Annotated in this window: 9 protein-coding genes and 1 tRNA gene; 6 read left to right on the top strand and 4 right to left on the bottom strand. The window is 33.1% G+C overall.

The genetic code is table 11. The features are described 5' to 3' along the window. Window positions 1-2: 2 nt before the first annotated feature. Both AXG55_RS01355 and AXG55_RS01350 read right to left on the bottom strand, forming a co-directional pair. Window positions 3-3128: an outer membrane protein assembly factor gene (locus AXG55_RS01355; RefSeq protein ID WP_237243999.1), complete on the bottom strand. Its 3126-nt coding sequence runs from the start codon at window positions 3126-3128 to the stop codon at window positions 3-5. Beyond that, window positions 3118-7155 carry a translocation/assembly module TamB domain-containing protein gene (locus tag AXG55_RS01350; RefSeq protein WP_148696356.1) on the bottom strand — a complete coding sequence of 1346 codons (4038 nt, stop codon included), beginning with the start codon at window positions 7153-7155 and terminating at the stop codon, window positions 3118-3120. Before AXG55_RS01350 ends, AXG55_RS01355 begins: the two co-directional genes overlap by 11 nt. Window positions 7156-7461: 306 nt before the next feature. On the opposite strand from AXG55_RS01350, the gene accD reads away from it, so the two are divergent. The 5 genes from accD to AXG55_RS01325 all read left to right on the top strand — a co-directional run bounded on the left by accD (window position 7462) and on the right by AXG55_RS01325 (window position 14157). Continuing rightward, window positions 7462-8316, top strand: coding sequence for an acetyl-CoA carboxylase, carboxyltransferase subunit beta (accD, locus tag AXG55_RS01345; protein WP_148696355.1), 855 nt, complete (start codon window positions 7462-7464; stop codon window positions 8314-8316). A gap of 25 nt (window positions 8317-8341) precedes the next feature. After that, a complete protein-coding gene (locus AXG55_RS01340) occupies window positions 8342-9706 on the top strand; it encodes a bifunctional folylpolyglutamate synthase/dihydrofolate synthase (RefSeq protein ID WP_148696354.1) in 1365 nt (454 codons plus the stop codon). Then, a complete protein-coding gene (locus AXG55_RS01335) occupies window positions 9703-12879 on the top strand; it encodes an LptA/OstA family protein (RefSeq protein WP_148696353.1) in 3177 nt (1058 codons plus the stop codon). Before AXG55_RS01340 ends, AXG55_RS01335 begins: the two co-directional genes overlap by 4 nt. Before the next feature lie 60 nt (window positions 12880-12939). Beyond that, window positions 12940-13016, top strand: a tRNA-Arg gene (locus AXG55_RS01330). A 118-nt stretch (window positions 13017-13134) separates the two neighbouring features. Further along, a complete protein-coding gene (locus AXG55_RS01325) occupies window positions 13135-14157 on the top strand; it encodes a M23 family metallopeptidase (RefSeq protein WP_148696352.1) in 1023 nt (340 codons plus the stop codon). A 21-nt stretch (window positions 14158-14178) separates the two neighbouring features. Here the strand turns inward: AXG55_RS01325 and AXG55_RS01320 are convergent, their stop codons facing one another. Further along, complete coding sequence (locus AXG55_RS01320) at window positions 14179-15792, bottom strand: hypothetical protein (protein ID WP_148696351.1); 1614 nt, start codon at window positions 15790-15792, stop codon at window positions 14179-14181. A gap of 191 nt (window positions 15793-15983) precedes the next feature. On the opposite strand from AXG55_RS01320, the gene AXG55_RS01315 reads away from it, so the two are divergent. Next, complete coding sequence (locus tag AXG55_RS01315) at window positions 15984-16484, top strand: c-type cytochrome (RefSeq protein ID WP_148696350.1); 501 nt, start codon at window positions 15984-15986, stop codon at window positions 16482-16484. A 700-nt stretch (window positions 16485-17184) separates the two neighbouring features. Here AXG55_RS01315 and AXG55_RS01310 read toward each other — a convergent pair. After that, a complete protein-coding gene (locus tag AXG55_RS01310) occupies window positions 17185-18678 on the bottom strand; it encodes a hypothetical protein (protein WP_148696349.1) in 1494 nt (497 codons plus the stop codon). Window positions 18679-18778 lie beyond the last annotated feature (100 nt).

Genomic DNA, 18778 nt, shown 5'->3' with positions numbered 1-18778 from the left:
TCTTAAAACTGAGCTCCAATGCGCAAATGAAGAGCTCCTTTAAAATTTACATTACCCCACAAATATGAGGATTCCTGAATACGAGAAATGCAAGTAGGAGCGCTACTTCCATTTAGCGCATCGGAAGGACTTTCACAGTGAGCATCGGGATCTTTTAAAGGGTAACCATAATCTAAACTTAAAGTCGCATAATTTCCTAAAATAAGACGCATTCCAATTCCCGCTGAAACATAGGCTTGTTGCCAATATTGCTCCAGCATATTGACGCCTTGCAAATTGATTGTATGAGGTGCCACAAGTGAGGCATTATCGGGAACACATTGGGTTGTGGAAGACTGCGCTCCAGACACTTGTGAAGCGATTTGCGCATTGATTTGATTGACTTCTCTTTGGGTAAAATAATTTGCGGCAGAGTCAACAAAGCCAACCATTCCAAAGATTTCACTAAAACGATAACGCGCTTCCGATTTTAAATACATCAAGTTTGTTGCCCCCAGAGATGCCAACTGCGCATTACAGTTTAATACCCCATTGTTAGCATAGTGAATCCATAGCAGAGGTCCCGGAGCGGTACTCCCATATGTTTCAGGGAATCCACGAACTAAAGCAGCATCGGTGAGCGTAGAACGCCTCGATGCAGGTGGTGTCACCGTGCTTCCATCTTTGTTTTCTGTATTTGTGATGAATTTACCACCAATAGAGATAGCACCACTTAACTTTTTATAAATTGGGAAAAAGGTATCTACTGATATATTATAACGATTGAATTGCACATCCGATCCAAAACCAAATCGCGCCATGCCAAACTGAGCATTATAAAAGGAACCCGAAGTCGGCCATGCGGGGTTATTTCTCGTATCTAATGAAATACTTGATAACAACTCACGAATCACAATCGAAGGACTATCTAAAGCTTGAACGACGGCGCTTTCGGCACTAGTCGATTTTGAATTTTCATAAATGAATGTTTCTCTTAAATTCCAGTTTAATCCAAAAAATGTGGGCTTCCAATCTGCAATCAATTGTAACGTTAAATATTCCCTATTTGTTAAAGATTCTGCTGCAACTTGATAACCTAAAATAGAACTCATATCGAGAGGTGTTACCACGGGACCTACTTTAAAAAGAGATTCCGATAAACCTAAATTGATCTGACGTCCTAAAATTTGTGTTGTTTGATTTGAGGCAAAGGATTGCTGTTGCTTTTCCTGTGATACAGAAGCATTAGAAAAGAATTTTAACCCTTGGTCATTTAATTTATTTAATGAAAAATCGGTGCCAAAAACATAGCCGCGAAAGTTAGACCATCCCGGAGATAAGCCAATTGAAAAACCTGTTTTAGCACGAGCATGTATCAAAATATCAAGACGAGTGTCTTTTCTATCAATGGCATTCAAATCTAAGGCATCAATCGATACCGATGAAAATAAATCATGTCTTAATAATTTTAAGCGTGCTTGTTCAAAATTTTCTTGATCAAATATGTCACCTTCTTCTAAGTTAGATGCCCGTATGATGGCATTTTCTTTTCCGATGATATCGGAATCTACATATATTTTACGAATTCTTACAACAGTTCCAGGATTGAAATTGACAGTCAAATTTATTTTTTTCAAATCTGAAGAATCATTTACTAAAGATTGATTTGGTTGAATTTGAACATATAAATAACCTTGAGTTAAAAATTGTCTTCGGTATTCCTCAATTAAATTTTGTAGTTTTTGAAAACTAAAGGAATCACCTTTTGTTAAAATATTATCTAATCTTTTATTATCTAATTGAAAATTATTTGGAATTCCATTTTTTTGAATATCATTAATGATATATTTAGTTCCTCTTTCTATTCTAAAAATCAAGTTCATTTCCGTATTATCTTTTGTAGGAATAAAATCGGGAATAGAAATTTGGGCATCTATATATCCATTATCCAAATATAAACTTTTTAGATTATCTCTGTAACCTAAAAGATTATCTTGAACAAAAGGAATTGTGGATGAAAAAATACCTTTATTTAATCTCAATTTATCTATAACATTTTCTTCTGTATCTGGTAATACACCGATAAAACTTATTTTACCAATTCTTACATAATTCCCTTTTTTCAATAAAAATTTTAAAGTTGTATTTCCATTTTGATCGACAATCCTCTCAGGTCCTAAAACATTTGCAAAGGCATAACCTTGCTTTTGATAAAAATTTGTTAATATAACAATAAGGTCACTATCAGACATAAGAATAATGTCTGAATATGTTAAACCTTGTTTTGTAATTAAAAACTCTTGATTTAAAGCGCCGCTATCTTGATCAAAAATTTGAAAAGTAGTGCGAGCACCCCTGTCAATCTGAAGAATAATTTTTGCACTTTCTTTATTTTCAGAATAAGAAATTTCCTTCATAATTACTTTTGCTTCAAGAAATCCTTGTTCCAAATAATTTTCTTTAATAAGTTCAAGTTGCTCATTGATCACTTTCATGTCACATAGAGAACCCGTTTCAATAGGTACAGTTAAAAAATTTAAAATATTTGAATAGGAATCTTTAATTAAGACCTGATCAACCCGGCAAGGATTTTGTTTATTTACATTAAAAACTAGTTGAATATATTCTTTAGATAACTCATTTACTGTAATAGAATCTATTTTTGCATTTAAATAACCGTGCTCAATAAGATTTTTTTGTAATTTGGCCGCATCTGCTTTAACTGTTGATTCGTTATAAGGCTGTCCCTTTTGAGTTGATAATAATCTTAAATACTCTGTTTTTTCAGAAGATGATAAACCATTTATAACAACATCTTGAATTCTCTTTATAGTATACGCTTTTGCGATGAAAATACTTTCACTATTTTTAGTAATAATTTTTTCAACTTCAACATTTTGATATAACTTTGTATCAATTAAAATTGTAATAATAGCATCATCAAGCTCATCCAAAGGAACAGTAGAAAGATCCTTTAACATATCTGCATAAAAAGGTGTTTCAACATCATCTATTATCAAATGGAGTTCAATAGGATTAGATTCCATAGCGGGATCTAAGAGCTTATATTTTCCTGTTTGAGAATAAATTGAAAAAGTAAAAAAAAGCAGAATAAACGCAAGAATAGATTTTTTTATTTTATTGCCCACCAAATCGAAACCTCAAGCCGCCCGTAAATTCATTTGTTGTCTGTATCTGAGAAGCGCTAGGAGTACTTGAAGAAAATGAGCTAAAAAGACTAATGGTATCATTTAGTAAAAATGTTGCATAAGCTGATTGTGATGCGCCCACATCTCCTCCCGCACCTTGATAACTTACACCAAGATTCAACCTTTCGGAAAGAGAACGACTCACTGTTGCTCTCCAACTCAATTGCCCATTTTGTGTTGTAGGTATAATACTCACATTATCTACCAATCCCCCCGTCACTGTACTTAGGGTATTATTTAAAAACCCCAGATCAGCAACACTTCCTCCTCCAAAAAAAGAAAATACGCCTGTAGAGGCAGAAAGCAAATTGGCACTTGAACTTTGCGTAGGAATTTGTCCCGTAGATATAATTGAAATAATGTCTGCCTGAGTCAAACGATCACCATTCGGTAAATTCAAAGGCTGTATACTTAAGTCAAGACGAGCTCTACTGAATTTTCCATTCATATTAGCAAAAATAGTAAATGTTGAAATGCGTGATTCCATTTGAATATCAACATTGGGATCATATTTTTGAAGTTCAACAAAAGTAAAATCCGCTTTTTTAATTTCAAAACGACTGCGCAATAAAAATAAATTTGCAGAATCAGTTGAGATAGTTCCAACTAAAATAGGATTATTTGTATCACCTGTTACCATTAAATTAGGTGCTGTTGAAAATTTCCCCCTGATACACTGACTCTGTATTGAAAATGTATTTATTGCTTGAAAATTAACATTCAAATTTGCAAAAGGTTTTATTTCTGAACTCTGTTGATTATTTAAATTACTTTGCGCAATAAATTGATTTGCAATTTCATTACAAGGAATATCTTTAAATAGTTTTAACTTTTTAAAGTTGACATCACCATTGATAAAATAAGGCTTACCAGCACCTGTTAAAGAAAGATCCGCATCAAAATTTGTATCTGCAATCTGAAAAATGGGGACAGGAACTCTTAAATCAGCTCTTCTTGCTGAAAAACGAAATGAGAGTTCAGGAGGCTCCGAATTTTCTTTAAAAATATTTGAAAAATCAATGCTACCCGCGCCTGTTACGGTCCCTCCTCCTTTTTCAGCATCAAATCCTTGGAGCTCAAGTTTATTTCCATTAAATACAAAATGACCTGTTAAATTTGTAAAAGCAGGCTGATAATTTCTTAATGACAACGTATTTGCATCTATATTTAAACTTCCCGAAAATTTAGGTTCTTTAAACCCACCTTCTAAAATAAATTTCCCTAAAACTGAGCCCTCCGATGGACCAAAAAAATCATTAACTTGCTCAATTTTATTTAAATTTAAATCAAAAGATACACTACTACTTAATGACTTATGTTTAAAATTAATAAGACTTTGGCCAAATTCAACTTTTCCAAGTTGGCCACTTAAAGATAAGGGCGACATTTTAAATTCATTGCCATCAAATGACATTTGATTATTATTAGAAACATCAAAAATCATTCTTCCAAATTGTAAAATTCCTGACTCGATAGAACCTGTACCACTCCATAAACGATACCAATCACTTTGAATTTGAGGTGAAAAAGGAGATTGTCCTGTTAATTTAAATTTACCAGATAACTGAGAAAATAAATTGTTTCTTGACCTAATATCATCACTTAAAATAGATGTCATATCAAAATTTAAAAAATCAATTTCTAAAGTAGAAGAGCCTTCAAATGTCTGTGGAGTAATGTATGTAGCTGACAATTGATTGCTAAATGATTTTAAATTAAATTTCATTTGCTTTTGATTTGTGGGATTTCCTGTTAACGAAAAATCTCCAATATTTAAGTCATTATATATGACATTATCACCATGAATATCAATAAATCCTTCTAAATTTTTCCACTTCCCATTTAATTGAATATTAGAATTTAAGTAACCATCTAAATTTTGCTTTAAATTAGTTGAAGAAAAAAAACTTAATGGAAACTTGCTTATTTTTGCTCTAAATGAAGAATTATCAAATGAAAAGTTTGATAACTCAAATATGGCAAATGAAGTTCCATTGTTTTGATTAGAATTTTCATTATTACTTTTAATGTCAGTAAATGATAGCAAAGAATTTGAACAAACTCCTTCTTTGCATTTCAGTAATATATTAGACTCTTTAATATGTCCATTTACAATTTTTAAATTATGAATATTTGTATTTAATGAAAGATCCCAAGTAGAGGGGTGTAATAACAATCCCTCCATTTCAGTAGATATTTTTTTAACCAAACCTGTTGCATTAGAAAATTGAGGTTTTAACCAGTAAGCAACCGAATAGGAAAAAACTTCCATTTCTACATTATTAGCATAAGCTTTAATTTTTGATTTTAAATCGGAATAAGCAACCTGCAAGTCTGAAACATGAATTTTTGAAAACTTACTTTTGTCCATATTGCTTAATACAAATAGAGAATCGTTTGCCCAAGCATTTGCTGAATTCAATCCTATTTTACCTTCAAATTCGGAAAATTTAATTCCAAATAATTCTGCATTTTTTGCCGCTGCATTTGCAGTAAACACAACATCTGTAGAGCCTGGTTTAACATTTACCTCTCCACTAAAATTGCCAATGCCTTTTGAAGGAAATTTAAGAAAATAGGCTAAGGAAGATAAATTTATATTTTCACCATCAAGTTTAGTATGTACACCAATTCCTTCTTCAGGGATAAAATCAATAAATCCTTTTTTTATGATGACAGATCCCCAATCACCCGAATTATTTTTTGTAGCTAATATTTTAGTGTTATCAAGGTGAATTCCTAAAAGACTTGACGATAAATTTAAATTAAAATCCATTTTTGGAATAGGCTCTCTTGCTGATTGATCAGTAAAAGAAGTCACAATCATATTATTTGCTTTACCATTTCCTTTGGCAAAAATTTCAAATCCTTTATCTTCATTAGGACTCATAATATAACCAGAAACATGCATATCTTGAGAATTTATTCTAAAGTCCATAGGGGAAAAAGGAACTCCCAACCCGATTAGAAGTTCAGCAAAAGAAAAATTTTCAATATATGCTGTATTTTCAAAATAGAATTTATCAAATAGTTGATATTTTCCTTCTGCACGAACAACTCCCTTTTGCGGCGTCCGAACTTCGGCTTTATCATAATGAATGGTTCTATCTTTAAAAGAGACTTCTGCTTGACCGGAGTAAATTTCAAAATGTTTTAACTTAAAATCATGCCATTTTGCTTTTCCATTGAACAAGGGATCATCTTTAAGTGTTTTTCCTGAAACCACAACTCCTGTCAGAACGGCGCGACCCTGAGCCTCCATTTCAAGAAGCTCAAAAACTTCTTTTGCATTAATATCTAGGTATTTAACATTTGCAGAATAATTTGAACGCATAAGATCGGCTGCTATCAATCCCTTCGCATCTGTTGAAAGATTTGCAAGATTGCTTTTTAGCTCAATATTATGAAAAAAATAGCCGCCATTAGCATTCACGACAAAGTCAATATTGAGTAAAGAAATGGAAATTCTTTTTAAAAGCCAGGGAAAACGCAATGAGGTATCGGTTATAGCTAAATTTAATTTGACTGAAGGTATATTTTTAGCATCTTTTTCTTTTCTAATTTCTAAATGTGAAAATGATATTTTTTGATAATTTGGTTGACTATCTACTCCTAATTGAACCGCTAAATTAATACCTTCAATTTCAAAAGGAATTTTACCGATGTTTTCTTTTAAGAGCTTTGGTATATTTAACGGCTCCGAGCTTTTTTCAGCTTTTTCAGAATTTAAAAATTCAGGCAATATAAAATTTCCCGAGTCATCATAAGGAATACTTAAATGACCACCACGTAAAATCACTTTTTTAACGACAGGTGCTCTTTTTATATATGAAGATAGAACATCAAAAGAAACAGTAAGTTGATTCAGACTTAATAAAAACAATTGACCCTTATCACTTTTAACTTCTTTTTCTTTAATAGAAACCTCATTTAAATTTAAAGATCCATTCAATAAATTTAAACTCAATGACCCTAGCCTTAACTCTAACTTTTGCTTGTGAAAATAATTTAGATTAATATATTCCACAATTGCATGCTGAACCGTTTGGCTATTCAAAACGAAAAACATCATGATATTTAGGGATGCAAATGAAACTATGAAAAATATAATAATTCTTTTAAGAAACTTAATCACTCACTTTTATCCTTCAAAGAAAGCTTAATTTCACTTTTATGATAGCATTGGCTTTCATAAAGCGAGCGCGCGTTTTTGACCTTATGCTCGCTCTTTGTTATGGACTACCCACCGTATTCTGTCGAGGAGGTTACTTACATGGGATGGTTGTCACGCGAGCCAGCAAAACTTCAAGATGTATCTGAAAAAAAAGCCTTACCGAGTGGCGTCTGGGAAAAATGTCCCACATGCTCTGAGATCGTTTTATTATCCGATCTTGAAGAAAACAATCTTGTTTGCCCCACATGCAGCTATCATCATAGGCTCCCCGGCGAACAACGCATTGAACTTCTCATAGATAATAATACATTTTTTGAGTGGGATCACACTCTTTGCAGCACAAATCCGTTGAATTTTGATGATGGACGTTCTTATGCGGAGCGCCTTTCAAATATGGCAAAGAAAACAAAAAAGTATGACGCCATTATCACGGGAGCCGGAAAAATAAATGGCCGTCCCATCGCTATTGGTGTTCTCGACTTTTTTTGGATGGGTGGCAGCATGGGCTCTGTTGTGGGCGAACGCATTTATCGCCTATTCACGCGGGCACGCAAACTCAATATGCCAGTTATTTTAGTCTGTAGTAGCGGTGGCGCACGTATGCATGAAGGTCTCATTTCTTTAATGCAAATGGCAAAAACTTCGGCTGCCGTGGCTTTACATAAAGAAGCAGGCATTCCTTTTATAAGTGTTATATGCGATCCCACCACCGGTGGTGTTGCCGCAAGTTTTGCAATGCTCGGGGATATTAATTACGCCGAACCCAAATCAACCATTGGCTTTGCGGGAAGACGCGTCATTGAAAATATCATTCGCCAAAAATTACCAGATAATTTCCAAACAGCTGAATTTTGTTTTGAGCATGGTGTTGTCGATCGCATTATTAGAAGACAAGAAATGAAAGAAATTATTACGAGAACATTAAACATTATATGTAGCAATGTCTCAAAATAATTCGCACTAATAAGTTTAAAAAAATATGAAATATCATTTACCAAGCCTAAAAAAGGTTGAAAAAAAATCTTCTCTCGACGCTTATTTTGATAGGTCTTGGGGCACGATCATTCGTGGGGCTCACCGTTTACAAATTTTACTACAAGATGATTTGTGCAATGGCATTATCAATATACCTACGGTTTTAGTTTCAGGCAGCAATGGAAAGGGAACTACTTCCGCGTTTATCGAATCGATCATGCGAAAGCATGGCTGTAAAACGGGGCTTTACACTTCACCACATTTAATTCATCCAACAGAACGTATCCGGATCAATGGCAAACCCATTGATGAAAAATTATTAGAAGAATTCCTTTTTATTACTATAGAAAAATCAAAAAAATATTTACCTGATGCGAGTTTCTTTGAGCTCACAACAGCAACAGCATTTCAAATTTTTTTACATCAACAAATTGAGTTTCTTGTCTGTGAAGTCGGTTTAGGTGGTCATTATGACAGCACAAATTGTCTCTCTCCTATAGTCAGTGTTTTAACCAGCGTGAGTCTAGAACATACGAAATTTTTAGGTGAAACCTTAACAAAAATTGCAGCAGATAAATCTTTTATTTCAAGACGAAATCGCCCCTTTATTGTCAGTGAAACCCTTAATAAAGAGGCTTTAATGGGCGTAAAAGAAACCACAGCAATAACGGGTGCGATAGTATGCCATGCTAAGGATAAACAACCTAACTTATATGAAAATCTTTTACAAAAAATAGCACGTGTCGATAATAATATAAGCTATCACTTTGCAAAACTCAATCTGATAAATTTAAGGACTGCTCTTTGTGCTGTGGAACAAATAAAAGAAGAGTTTAAAAATCAATTTCAAAAGCTCATTCCATTAAATGAAATTTCTCTGGAACAAGCAATATTAAATACAGAATGGCCTGGTCGATTTGACATTAGAATGATTCACAACAGAAGTGTGATATTTGATGCCTCACATAACCCTGACGGGTTTAAGTATTTTTTAAATGAATATGAAAAATCAATATTTTCAAATAAAAAATGCGTCCTTATTTTTGCGAGTTTAAATGATAAAGATTGGAAATCAACATTAAATTTACTTCCCAAAATAGCGTCCTCAATTATATTCACCGAAGTTCCATCAAATCGCGCACAAATTGCAAGTGAATTTTTAAGTTATATAAATGAAAATAATAATAAAGAAGAATTAATTTCAAATTATCAAAACCTATCCTGTTTTACAATTCCGAATTATGAACTAGCCCTTGAAACAGCGATGAATCAATTCCCTGATTTACCCCTTGTTATTACGGGTTCAATTGCATTCATTGGAATGGCTATGGATAGGTTTGGTTTGGAATTTCATCGGGGAATGGAGTGAAGAAAAAAAAGTCTTCAATTAAATATCTTTTAACATGTCTATCATCGCTTTGTTTAATTCATCCTCTTTTTCATCATAAAAATATTTTTGCTCAAAATATTTTTTCGAGTAGCCAAATTCCAAATTTGGTTTATTATGATGCCAATAATTTAATGATAAATAAAAACTCACAATCTTTTATTTTAGATGGTGATGCCGTAATATTGCTCGGAAATATTTATCTTTCAGCTAATAAAATTATTATTCAAAAAAGTATTGGTTTAATCACAGCTGAAGGTAATGTTAATTTAATTAATAAAAAGCAAAAAGCAGTAGCTGCACGAGTCCTTTATGATATCAACACAAAACAGTTACGCATGGACGATGCGCAAATATTTTCCAACCCTAATGTAACAGATGACGCCGTATCAGAAGAAACTCTGGGCCTTTCTATGGCAGAAGTCGCATTTGAAAAAGCAAAAGAGAACAGAACTCAAGAAATTGAAAATCAACTAAAATACATAAGAGAAGAATATTCTCAAATTCAAAATTTAAAAAATATTAAAAAATCAAAAGACACTGAATTAAATTCTAAATTAAGTGATCTTGCAAAAAAATACAGCCGACTTCTTGCACGACTTGCAAGAACACAATATCAGCCCAATGCTATCCTAGCAGCTCTTCCTGAAAAAGAACGTGATAAACTTTTAGAAAGACGCCAAGCAGTTGAGAAATTTAATAAAGAAAATCCTCAAATTGTAAATCAAATTGCAAATTTTTCGGCAATTAAAGGCTATGTTAAAATTGCCGCATCAGAAATTTTGCAAAAGGATTCAAATACATTAATATTAAATAATGCCATTGTAACTCCTTGCAATTGTAGTTCCTTAAATGAACCTCCTATTTATGAATTTAGTTCTGAAAAAGCCCATATTGAAGTTGATAATTATATTACCATGCGAGACGTCACTGTCGATTTTTTTTCAATCCCCATAATATATTCTCCTTGGCTTAAATTTCCAATTAAAACTAAAAGAGAAACTGGTTTTTTAATTCCAAGTTCATACGTAAGTAATAACGCGGGTTCTGCAACAACGGTGCCTTTTTTTATTGTTCTTGGTAACAGTGCTGACAGCACTGTTACTTATGAATATTTTACTCAAAGAGGTTCTCAATTTTCTGGAGAATTTAGACTGCAATTAGAAAAAGACAGTCAATTAAAAACTGAAGTAAAATATATTAAAGATAAAACTTATCAAAATAACTGGGCAACCAACAGCACTCTTGTTGAGCAAGCCATCGCAAACACAACTGATCCTGCAACAATTTCAATGTATAACGGATTTAGAGGCAGCAATTTAAGTAGCCGATGGTATTCTGGAAACTCGATTAACTTGCCATTATTAGAAAGATTTTCTTTAAAAATCAATGCGCAACTCGTGAGTGATAATACTTACCTTTCGGATTATTCTGCAAATAATTCAAATATAAACCCAACAGCAACAGTATATGGTGATACATCCTCTGCATCGAGAAGATTTTTAAATCAAGAAGTGAATGGCGAATACTACGGAGATAATATTGTTCTCTCTGTCAGAGGACAGGGAATGAAGGATTTATTTGCAATGAATCTTTCATCTACGCCAATTCGAATGCCTCTTTTAGAGTTTACTTTATTACCTGATCGCTATTTCAATACGCCCTTTGTGTTTAGTAATAATTCTTCTTTTGAAAATATTTACCGTTCCAATGGACACAACTTTATTCCCATTTCTCAAAATGTATTTTCTCCTCAAGCACCGTCTACTTCTCAAACAGGAAGTTATGTTCCTAATGGGCCTAAAAATGTAAAAGATCCCTACGCACAAGGTAACAGAGCTTTTACGGCGTCAACAATTTCATTACCATTACCAGTTAATGACTATATAAACGCTGATATTTCTACAACTGCATCGGGTACTCAGTATTATTTTCCAGATTCTGCCCCTTATAGCAAAATACAACCTTACATAGGTTATTTACAATATAAAGGACATCTTGATCTTCCAATATATGCAAAATTAAATCTAAATTCTAATGAAAACTCGGGCATTCAAAATATAACTCAGAACTTCACTCCTTTTTTAGATATTAATTACATCCCTGAAGTGCAAAGAAGTGTTAATTTACCTAATACTTATCAATTATGGTATGCACAAGACAATGTCGTGAGTACGGCTACAGTAACTTTAGGAGCAACAACTTCTTGGACAATAAAAAAAGAAGAATGGGTAGAATCAAAAGAACCGATTACTCATTTACCTTTAAACCAAGATCCAGGTGTAGCGAATTTAAGTTTTTTTAATGAGCTTGTTAAAGAAAATGATTTAAATATTTCCCCAGATTCCAAAGGAATTTTTCAATTTTCTTCTGACGCAGAAGCAAATGAGATATTTGATCTCTGGGCAAAAAAAGAGCTTAATAATTACGCACAAAAAATTTCTGACTCTGAATTTAAACAAAATTATATCTGGCCTAAAGGAAACTATTTTACAAAAAAAATCGCATGGCAAATGACCCCTTTGTCAATAACGGTTTCGACTGGATATAATTTATTGGCGAATAAAACCGCCGACGAGATCAATGCCAATGCCGGAACCACTTTCTCACCCGTTCCCCCACAAAGTTACACAGACATTGTAGCTACAGCAGTTGTAAATCTAAATCCTATCCTTCCTTTTCAAGTCAATTTAAACACTTCATATAGTCAATATTATCACCGTATAAACACATTTGGCGGTAATGTTAATGCCACTCTTCCTTATGGGCTTGGATTAAATTACTCCTATAATGAACAGTTTGTTATTGACCCCACAAATTCTGTTTCCAATAGCTTCATTAAAAAGACACAGCAAACAGCAAGCATGACCTACGCTCCCCTCAAATGGCTGCAATTTGGCTACCAATGGTCTGAGAGCACTGACCCCACAGCTGTGACAACGGATTTATCTGCAGGTCGTGCCTACGCATCCTCTCAAAATATTTCATTAATGAATTTGCAAGACTGCTTAGATGTTGTCTTTGCAAGAAACAAAGCGGCAGGGATTCCAGAAAGCCAAGCGACATATGTAATATCATTAAACTTTAAATTTTTTGGTTATTCTTACCCCACAGGACAACTTGGCGGTTATGTAAATCGAAATTTTCAGAACTGAAATTCCTTTGAAAAGCTTTACAAATCTATTTGACCTATGCTAACCAGATAACCGTGTGTTCTGGCCGTAGCTCAGCTGGATAGAGCATCGGATTTCTAATCCGATGGTCGCGTGTTCGAATCGCGCCGGCCAGGCCACACAAAAATCCTTTCCTAGTCTTTTTCTCGGATATCTAGGCACTTATTTCTTCGCTAATCTTTTTTAAAAGCCGATGAACCAACAGTAGGGAAAACATCCCTTTCTGGAGGCTTAAAAGTGCTCTTTTCAAAAGACAATAAAAAAAAGCACAATTACAAGTATGAAAACAAATCAAAAAGCTCTCTTTTTGATAAAGATACCGTATTATTTGTTTCTAAAAAAACGGGAAAAACACATATATTCAGAATACCTTCATTCATACCACTCCTTATTATATTATTAACAAGTACCTTAATCACAATCTCAGCTACAATGACTGTTATATATATTAATATGAAAAGAGATGCTCTGGAACTTGAACACATTCGCGATGAAAGTTTAGGATTAAAAAGCGAAGTGGAAGCATTGCACTCAAAGATGAGAAATATTCAAAGTACAGTAAATCAAGTCACATATTATTCAGAAAAAATAAGAAAAGTAACTACACGAACAGATGATAGAAAAGGCGGAGCCAGTAGAAAAACATCGGAACAAAATCAGAATCAAGATTTTAATCAGAATGGAATTGGGCCTCTCACTAAAGAAGAATTTGAAATATCTAACAAAGTAACAGGTTTAAAATATGAAAGCCTAGAACTTAAATCTCTGTTTGACCTCGCCCAAGAATCACAGTTAAAATCATCAAAACAACTCGAGGAATTAAAAAAATTTCTCGTCGAAGCACAAAAAGCGGCTTTAAAATTACAAAGCATACCTGACATTGCCCCCGTAAGAGGACGCTTAACCTCCTCTTTTGGATGGCGTATTAGCCCCTTTGGTGGACCCGGACGCATTCATTTTGGAGTTGATATTGCAGCAAGAATAGGAACACCAATATACGCAACAGCAAATGGCACTGTCCTGAGAGTCAACCGATCTGAAGATTATGGAAAATTCGTCGAATTGATTCATGAAAAAAAAATGGTCACAAGATATGCCCATACCAGCGCTATTTACGTTAAAGAAGGAGCGAAAGTAAAAAAAGGTGATGTGATTGGTGCGGTGGGTAACACAGGGCACAGCACAGGATCCCATGTGCATTATGAAATAGAAATGAATGGTAAAAAACAAGACCCCGAAAACTTTATTGTCCTATGGTAATATTTCTAACACGCATTCTCATTAAAATTCAGTTGCAATAGATGCTCTGACACCATAAGTGCTGTGATTTAAAGATTGATTGTATACTTGCCACCCATTACCTACATACCAGTATCCCGCATCAAGACCAAAAGTCACTCTATCCAAAGTTGTGTAACGATAAGTTAAATCTGCCTCATAACCTAAGTTTTTATCGCCACCAACACACAGCACATTGTTTGGCGAGGTGGGATCAACTGAGGGAGATGTGTTTGTACATAAGGAATTTTGTGCGTTGTAATTTTGATTTAAATTATTAAGCATACCCCACACAAATATGGCTCCAATAGCGCCGATACTAGGATTTTCATAGGTATAATCTACTCTTGCAAAAGAGGAGTTCGTAATAGCGCCGCCAGGCATACCATTCACAGCAGGTAGAGTATTGTTAAACATTAAAAGAGAAGGTTGAATGTTTGAATTCATACTAATTGCCGTAATATCATTATTACTTCCCGTTGTCCCCGGAGCATTAAACTGATTATTTCCACCGCTGGCATAACCCGCCCAAATTCCCATGACATTTGATGTTTTACGCTCTTCTGTACCAAGAATTTTTTGTGCTTTTTCTGTTGCTGCAAGAGAAGAACGACTGTCCGTATCAAATTGATATTTTAATTTAAGCAATGCCGCTAAAGAAGAAATTTTTTGACTGACACAAGTCAATGAACCTGAGGTGGCTCCATTCACTTGTGTACCACAAGCTTGAGCCCCACCTAAAGATTGATAATTAGGGCTTTGAGTATTTCCAGTAGGATAAAGAACTTCTGCTCCCAGATAGAAACTCGTCAGATAAAATTTTGCATAAACATCTAAAGTATTAATGCTCGTATTTGATTTATTATGAGAAAACTTTGTAAAGGAAATACCAAGTTCTTGGCTTACTCCTGAACTAGAAGCATCGGCAGGATCTGATTTTAAGCGCGCTTCTACGTTCAAAGCATTTGCTTCGGCATCGGCAGAAGTTCCACCGACTCCTTCACCATATTTTTCATAATTTAAAGTAATATCAAATGCATTAAAATCTGCAGTAAATGCAACAGAGTCTGTGGTGGAAGGCAAACTAGCATAAGGAGTCCATTCCGCATTTCGCCAAATACCAAGACCCCAATGCCTTGGCATTCTGCCGGCGCGCAAAAGACCAACAGGCGTTTGATAAGATATATAAGCCTGAGTCAGAACGGGCTTATCAACCTGTTGCGAATAAGGCGAACCACTTGTTGAATTGGAAAAAGGCAAAGGAGTTCCTGTGCCATCAGAATTGCTTGAAGATGTTGTGGAATTTTGCCCTAAATAGACGCTAGGACCAGGATAATTATTATAAGCGTAATCAATTCCTAAAAATAGAGAAAAATTATCTGTAGGTCTTGCTTCAAATATCAAACCTACAGGAACACGAATGGTAGAATAATTTGTTCCCAAAGGTGGAGTTCCATAAGTCGCTTGACCTACCACACCCGCATGACCACTCACCATCAGTGATGTCGAAGCAGAGGCATGAATATTAGGAAACATCATTGGTGATGCAAGAATAAAAGTACGAAGTGCTGCAGATTTTAATTTTTTAATTTGAATTTTTTTGTTTGATATTCTCATTCATTTCTCCAAAAACTTTCCTAAACGAGTCGTAAGCAAAAGGCCGTCGGCTGCAAACCATAGCATGTTAAAATTGAACGACACAAGGAGCTTTATCGCTTCTTTCAGAACGAATGTTCACTTTCGGCTTTTTTATAGCTAAAAGAACAGAGCGAGAAGATGTTTCATAGAAATCTCACGAAGGAGGAATCATGCCACAACACAATAAGGATCAAAACAAAGGGAAACCACTTCCAATGAAAAAAATTGTTTTTACCATAGCAATTTTATTTTTTATTTTAGTTGTAGGTTTTATGATTATGCCTGCTTATTTTGATAAAAATCCTTTTGGAAAATTATTTCATAATGAACCTGCACCTTGGGCTTTATCTCAAGAGGAACAGAAAAAAATGAATTTAACAGATTCACAAGTGAAAGGTAGATATCATTATTTGCAATATTGCGCATCTTGTCATGGACCGCTTGGAAAAGGAGATGGTCCTTCTTCTGTTACCTTAAGAAAAAGGCCTCCTGATTTTTTCCATCCTGCTAGCAAATTTATAAACGGTTTTAAAGAACAAAGTTTACTAAAAACATTAAACGAAGGTATCCCCAATTCAGAAATGCCTTCGTTCCTTTATTTACCGCCAGAAAATAAAAATCAGATTGTTGATTTCTTAATTTATATGAAGAAAAATCAGGGTTATTATTAGAGTGTTTATTCTAAAATTAAAATCCAAAGCATTTAATATTAAACTTTGATTCATAGAAACATCCTAATTATCATAATAAATATTTTTAAATAAATTATTCTAATTCTTAAAATTATTTTTTTCTAAAATTTAAGCATCTGACTATCAACCTCTCCTGCCTTAGCAACACAACTCATTTAATTTAATATCTCTTTATATTCTGAATTTGCAATAACAAATTTATTTTAATTAAATTCAGTATTTAAAAAATTATTAGCTCGCTAATTTAAGATATTATTTGTTATTATGACAATAATAAGCGATGAAAAAAAACAAGAAAAAAAGATAAATAGAAAATACAGTAATAAAACATAAAATAATATTTAATTTACTTTCATTTTTAATGTGGTATTTCATTTGACGAATATGCAATGAAGTATAATAATATTTCACTATTTCTGTATTATTATTTTTAATAAATTTTTGAAAAACAAACCTATTAAATACAAATGTAGCAACATGAGCTGCCACATTAATTCTAAATATTCCTTCACTCATAAAAGGTATAATAAAATTAATTTCGTGTCTTTTTTCAATACTCGGTAATACCACTATTCTTACTATTACAAGCATTATTAAAAAAAATATAATACATGTCAGGAAAAGAAAAGTGCTCAACATATATATAAATTCAATAATTGTGAGTTCTTTAATTACACTATTAATATAAAGGAACATAAACATTTCCTACTTCATTTAATAATTTTAAATTTTCTTCTTTATTTTTAAATTTGTCATATTGCTCAGTTGCATAAATCGCACTCGTATTCCCTATACCTGTACCTATATTGGCACTAAATATAGCAATGGCTCCACCAACCAAAATAGTGGCGACTATTCCGACTGACCCTGCTAATACCAAAATTGGAAAAGTTGCTACACCAAGCGCAACTCCAACCCCAACCCCAACTCCAAACTTCGTACTTTCTTCCACTGTTTTTCTGTGCCAATCTTCACCGTTATCATAGGCTTTTTTTACTTCATCATAGCCTAAATAGGCATCAATTCCATATGCAAATATGTTTCCACTTTTACTTACATAATTCATTCCCTTAATAATTCGACTGTATTCCGAATTACTAATAACAAATTGGCTTTTAGGAGCGGCATTTTCCAGTTTATTTACAGCCTTTATTTTATTTTTTTCTGCATTATACCTTTCAAAGATTGTATGATCCTTTAATTTTATTTTTTCAGGTGCGACTCCCTGCTTTTTAAGCTCTTTAATTTTTATGTCGTTTTTCTTAATTTTATTTAATTTAGCTTCACTTTGCACATAATCATTAATTAGTTTTTTGTAGCTCTCATCTGTTATTTTTAAATCTAAATTTTGATAATTTCTTGCACTTCCTGCTTTTTTTATTGTAGTTTTTATATTATGTAACGATTTTGCACCAATATTTTTTGTACTGCCTTTAAGAGTTCTTTTCTCAGCAATTGCCTTTATTTTGTTCTGAAAATAAATTGGCATTAGTTTCTGAAGTTCTGCATGCTTATCGGTTATTAATGTTTTTATAAGATGTTTCTCACTTTTGTCTGCATTCACATAGCTTATTAATAAATAATCTAGCTCCTTTATTTTATTTGCTATGGATCCAACTGCAGATGTTGATTGTTCTATAATAAATTTAGTACTTTCAGCTTTCCAATTAACTTCATTAAAATTATCTTTTAATGCATCTAAAAAAGAATTTTCATCTTTTGGAATTTCACTTCTAGGACCCTTTTTTTGAATTGGATCTTTATTGCTTTTATATATTAATGAAGTTATATAATCTCGTTGTTTAAATTCTTCACCTATTTCCAGGAAAGCTTGCGATGTCCCTAAAGCATTGAGAATACCAATTTGTTTTAAATTTTCTCTAATTCTATTATTTTGGTAATTATCATCTTCAAGATAATCAAATTCTTTTATAAATTTTTCTGTGAAGTGTTTTACCATTTTTATATCGGGATCAAGAGATTGAAAAATAATTTGATATAAAAGAGATTCCTTGTGCAAAAGAATAAGATATGTTTTTTCTTTTAATTTTTTTTCGGGATTTTTAAATGATTCTCCATGATATGTATCAAATTCTTTTGTGTGTTTATTTGACATATAAATTGCTTCATAAAGAGCCATAAGCTGATTATCAGAAGAAATTTCAGGGTACAAAGTATTTATAATTTCCCAAAATGTTTCTGTACCATCGGAATCGTGAATAATAATAGGTTGCTCTTTCATATAAGTTACCTTTTTTCAAACTCTTACAATT

Origin of the sequence: Silvanigrella aquatica (assembly GCF_001907975.1) — a bacterium.
Taxonomy (GTDB): domain Bacteria; phylum Bdellovibrionota_B; class Oligoflexia; order Silvanigrellales; family Silvanigrellaceae; genus Silvanigrella; species Silvanigrella aquatica.
The sequence above is the reverse complement of the archived record's forward strand: the minus strand, read 5'-3'. Positions and strand labels throughout refer to the sequence as shown.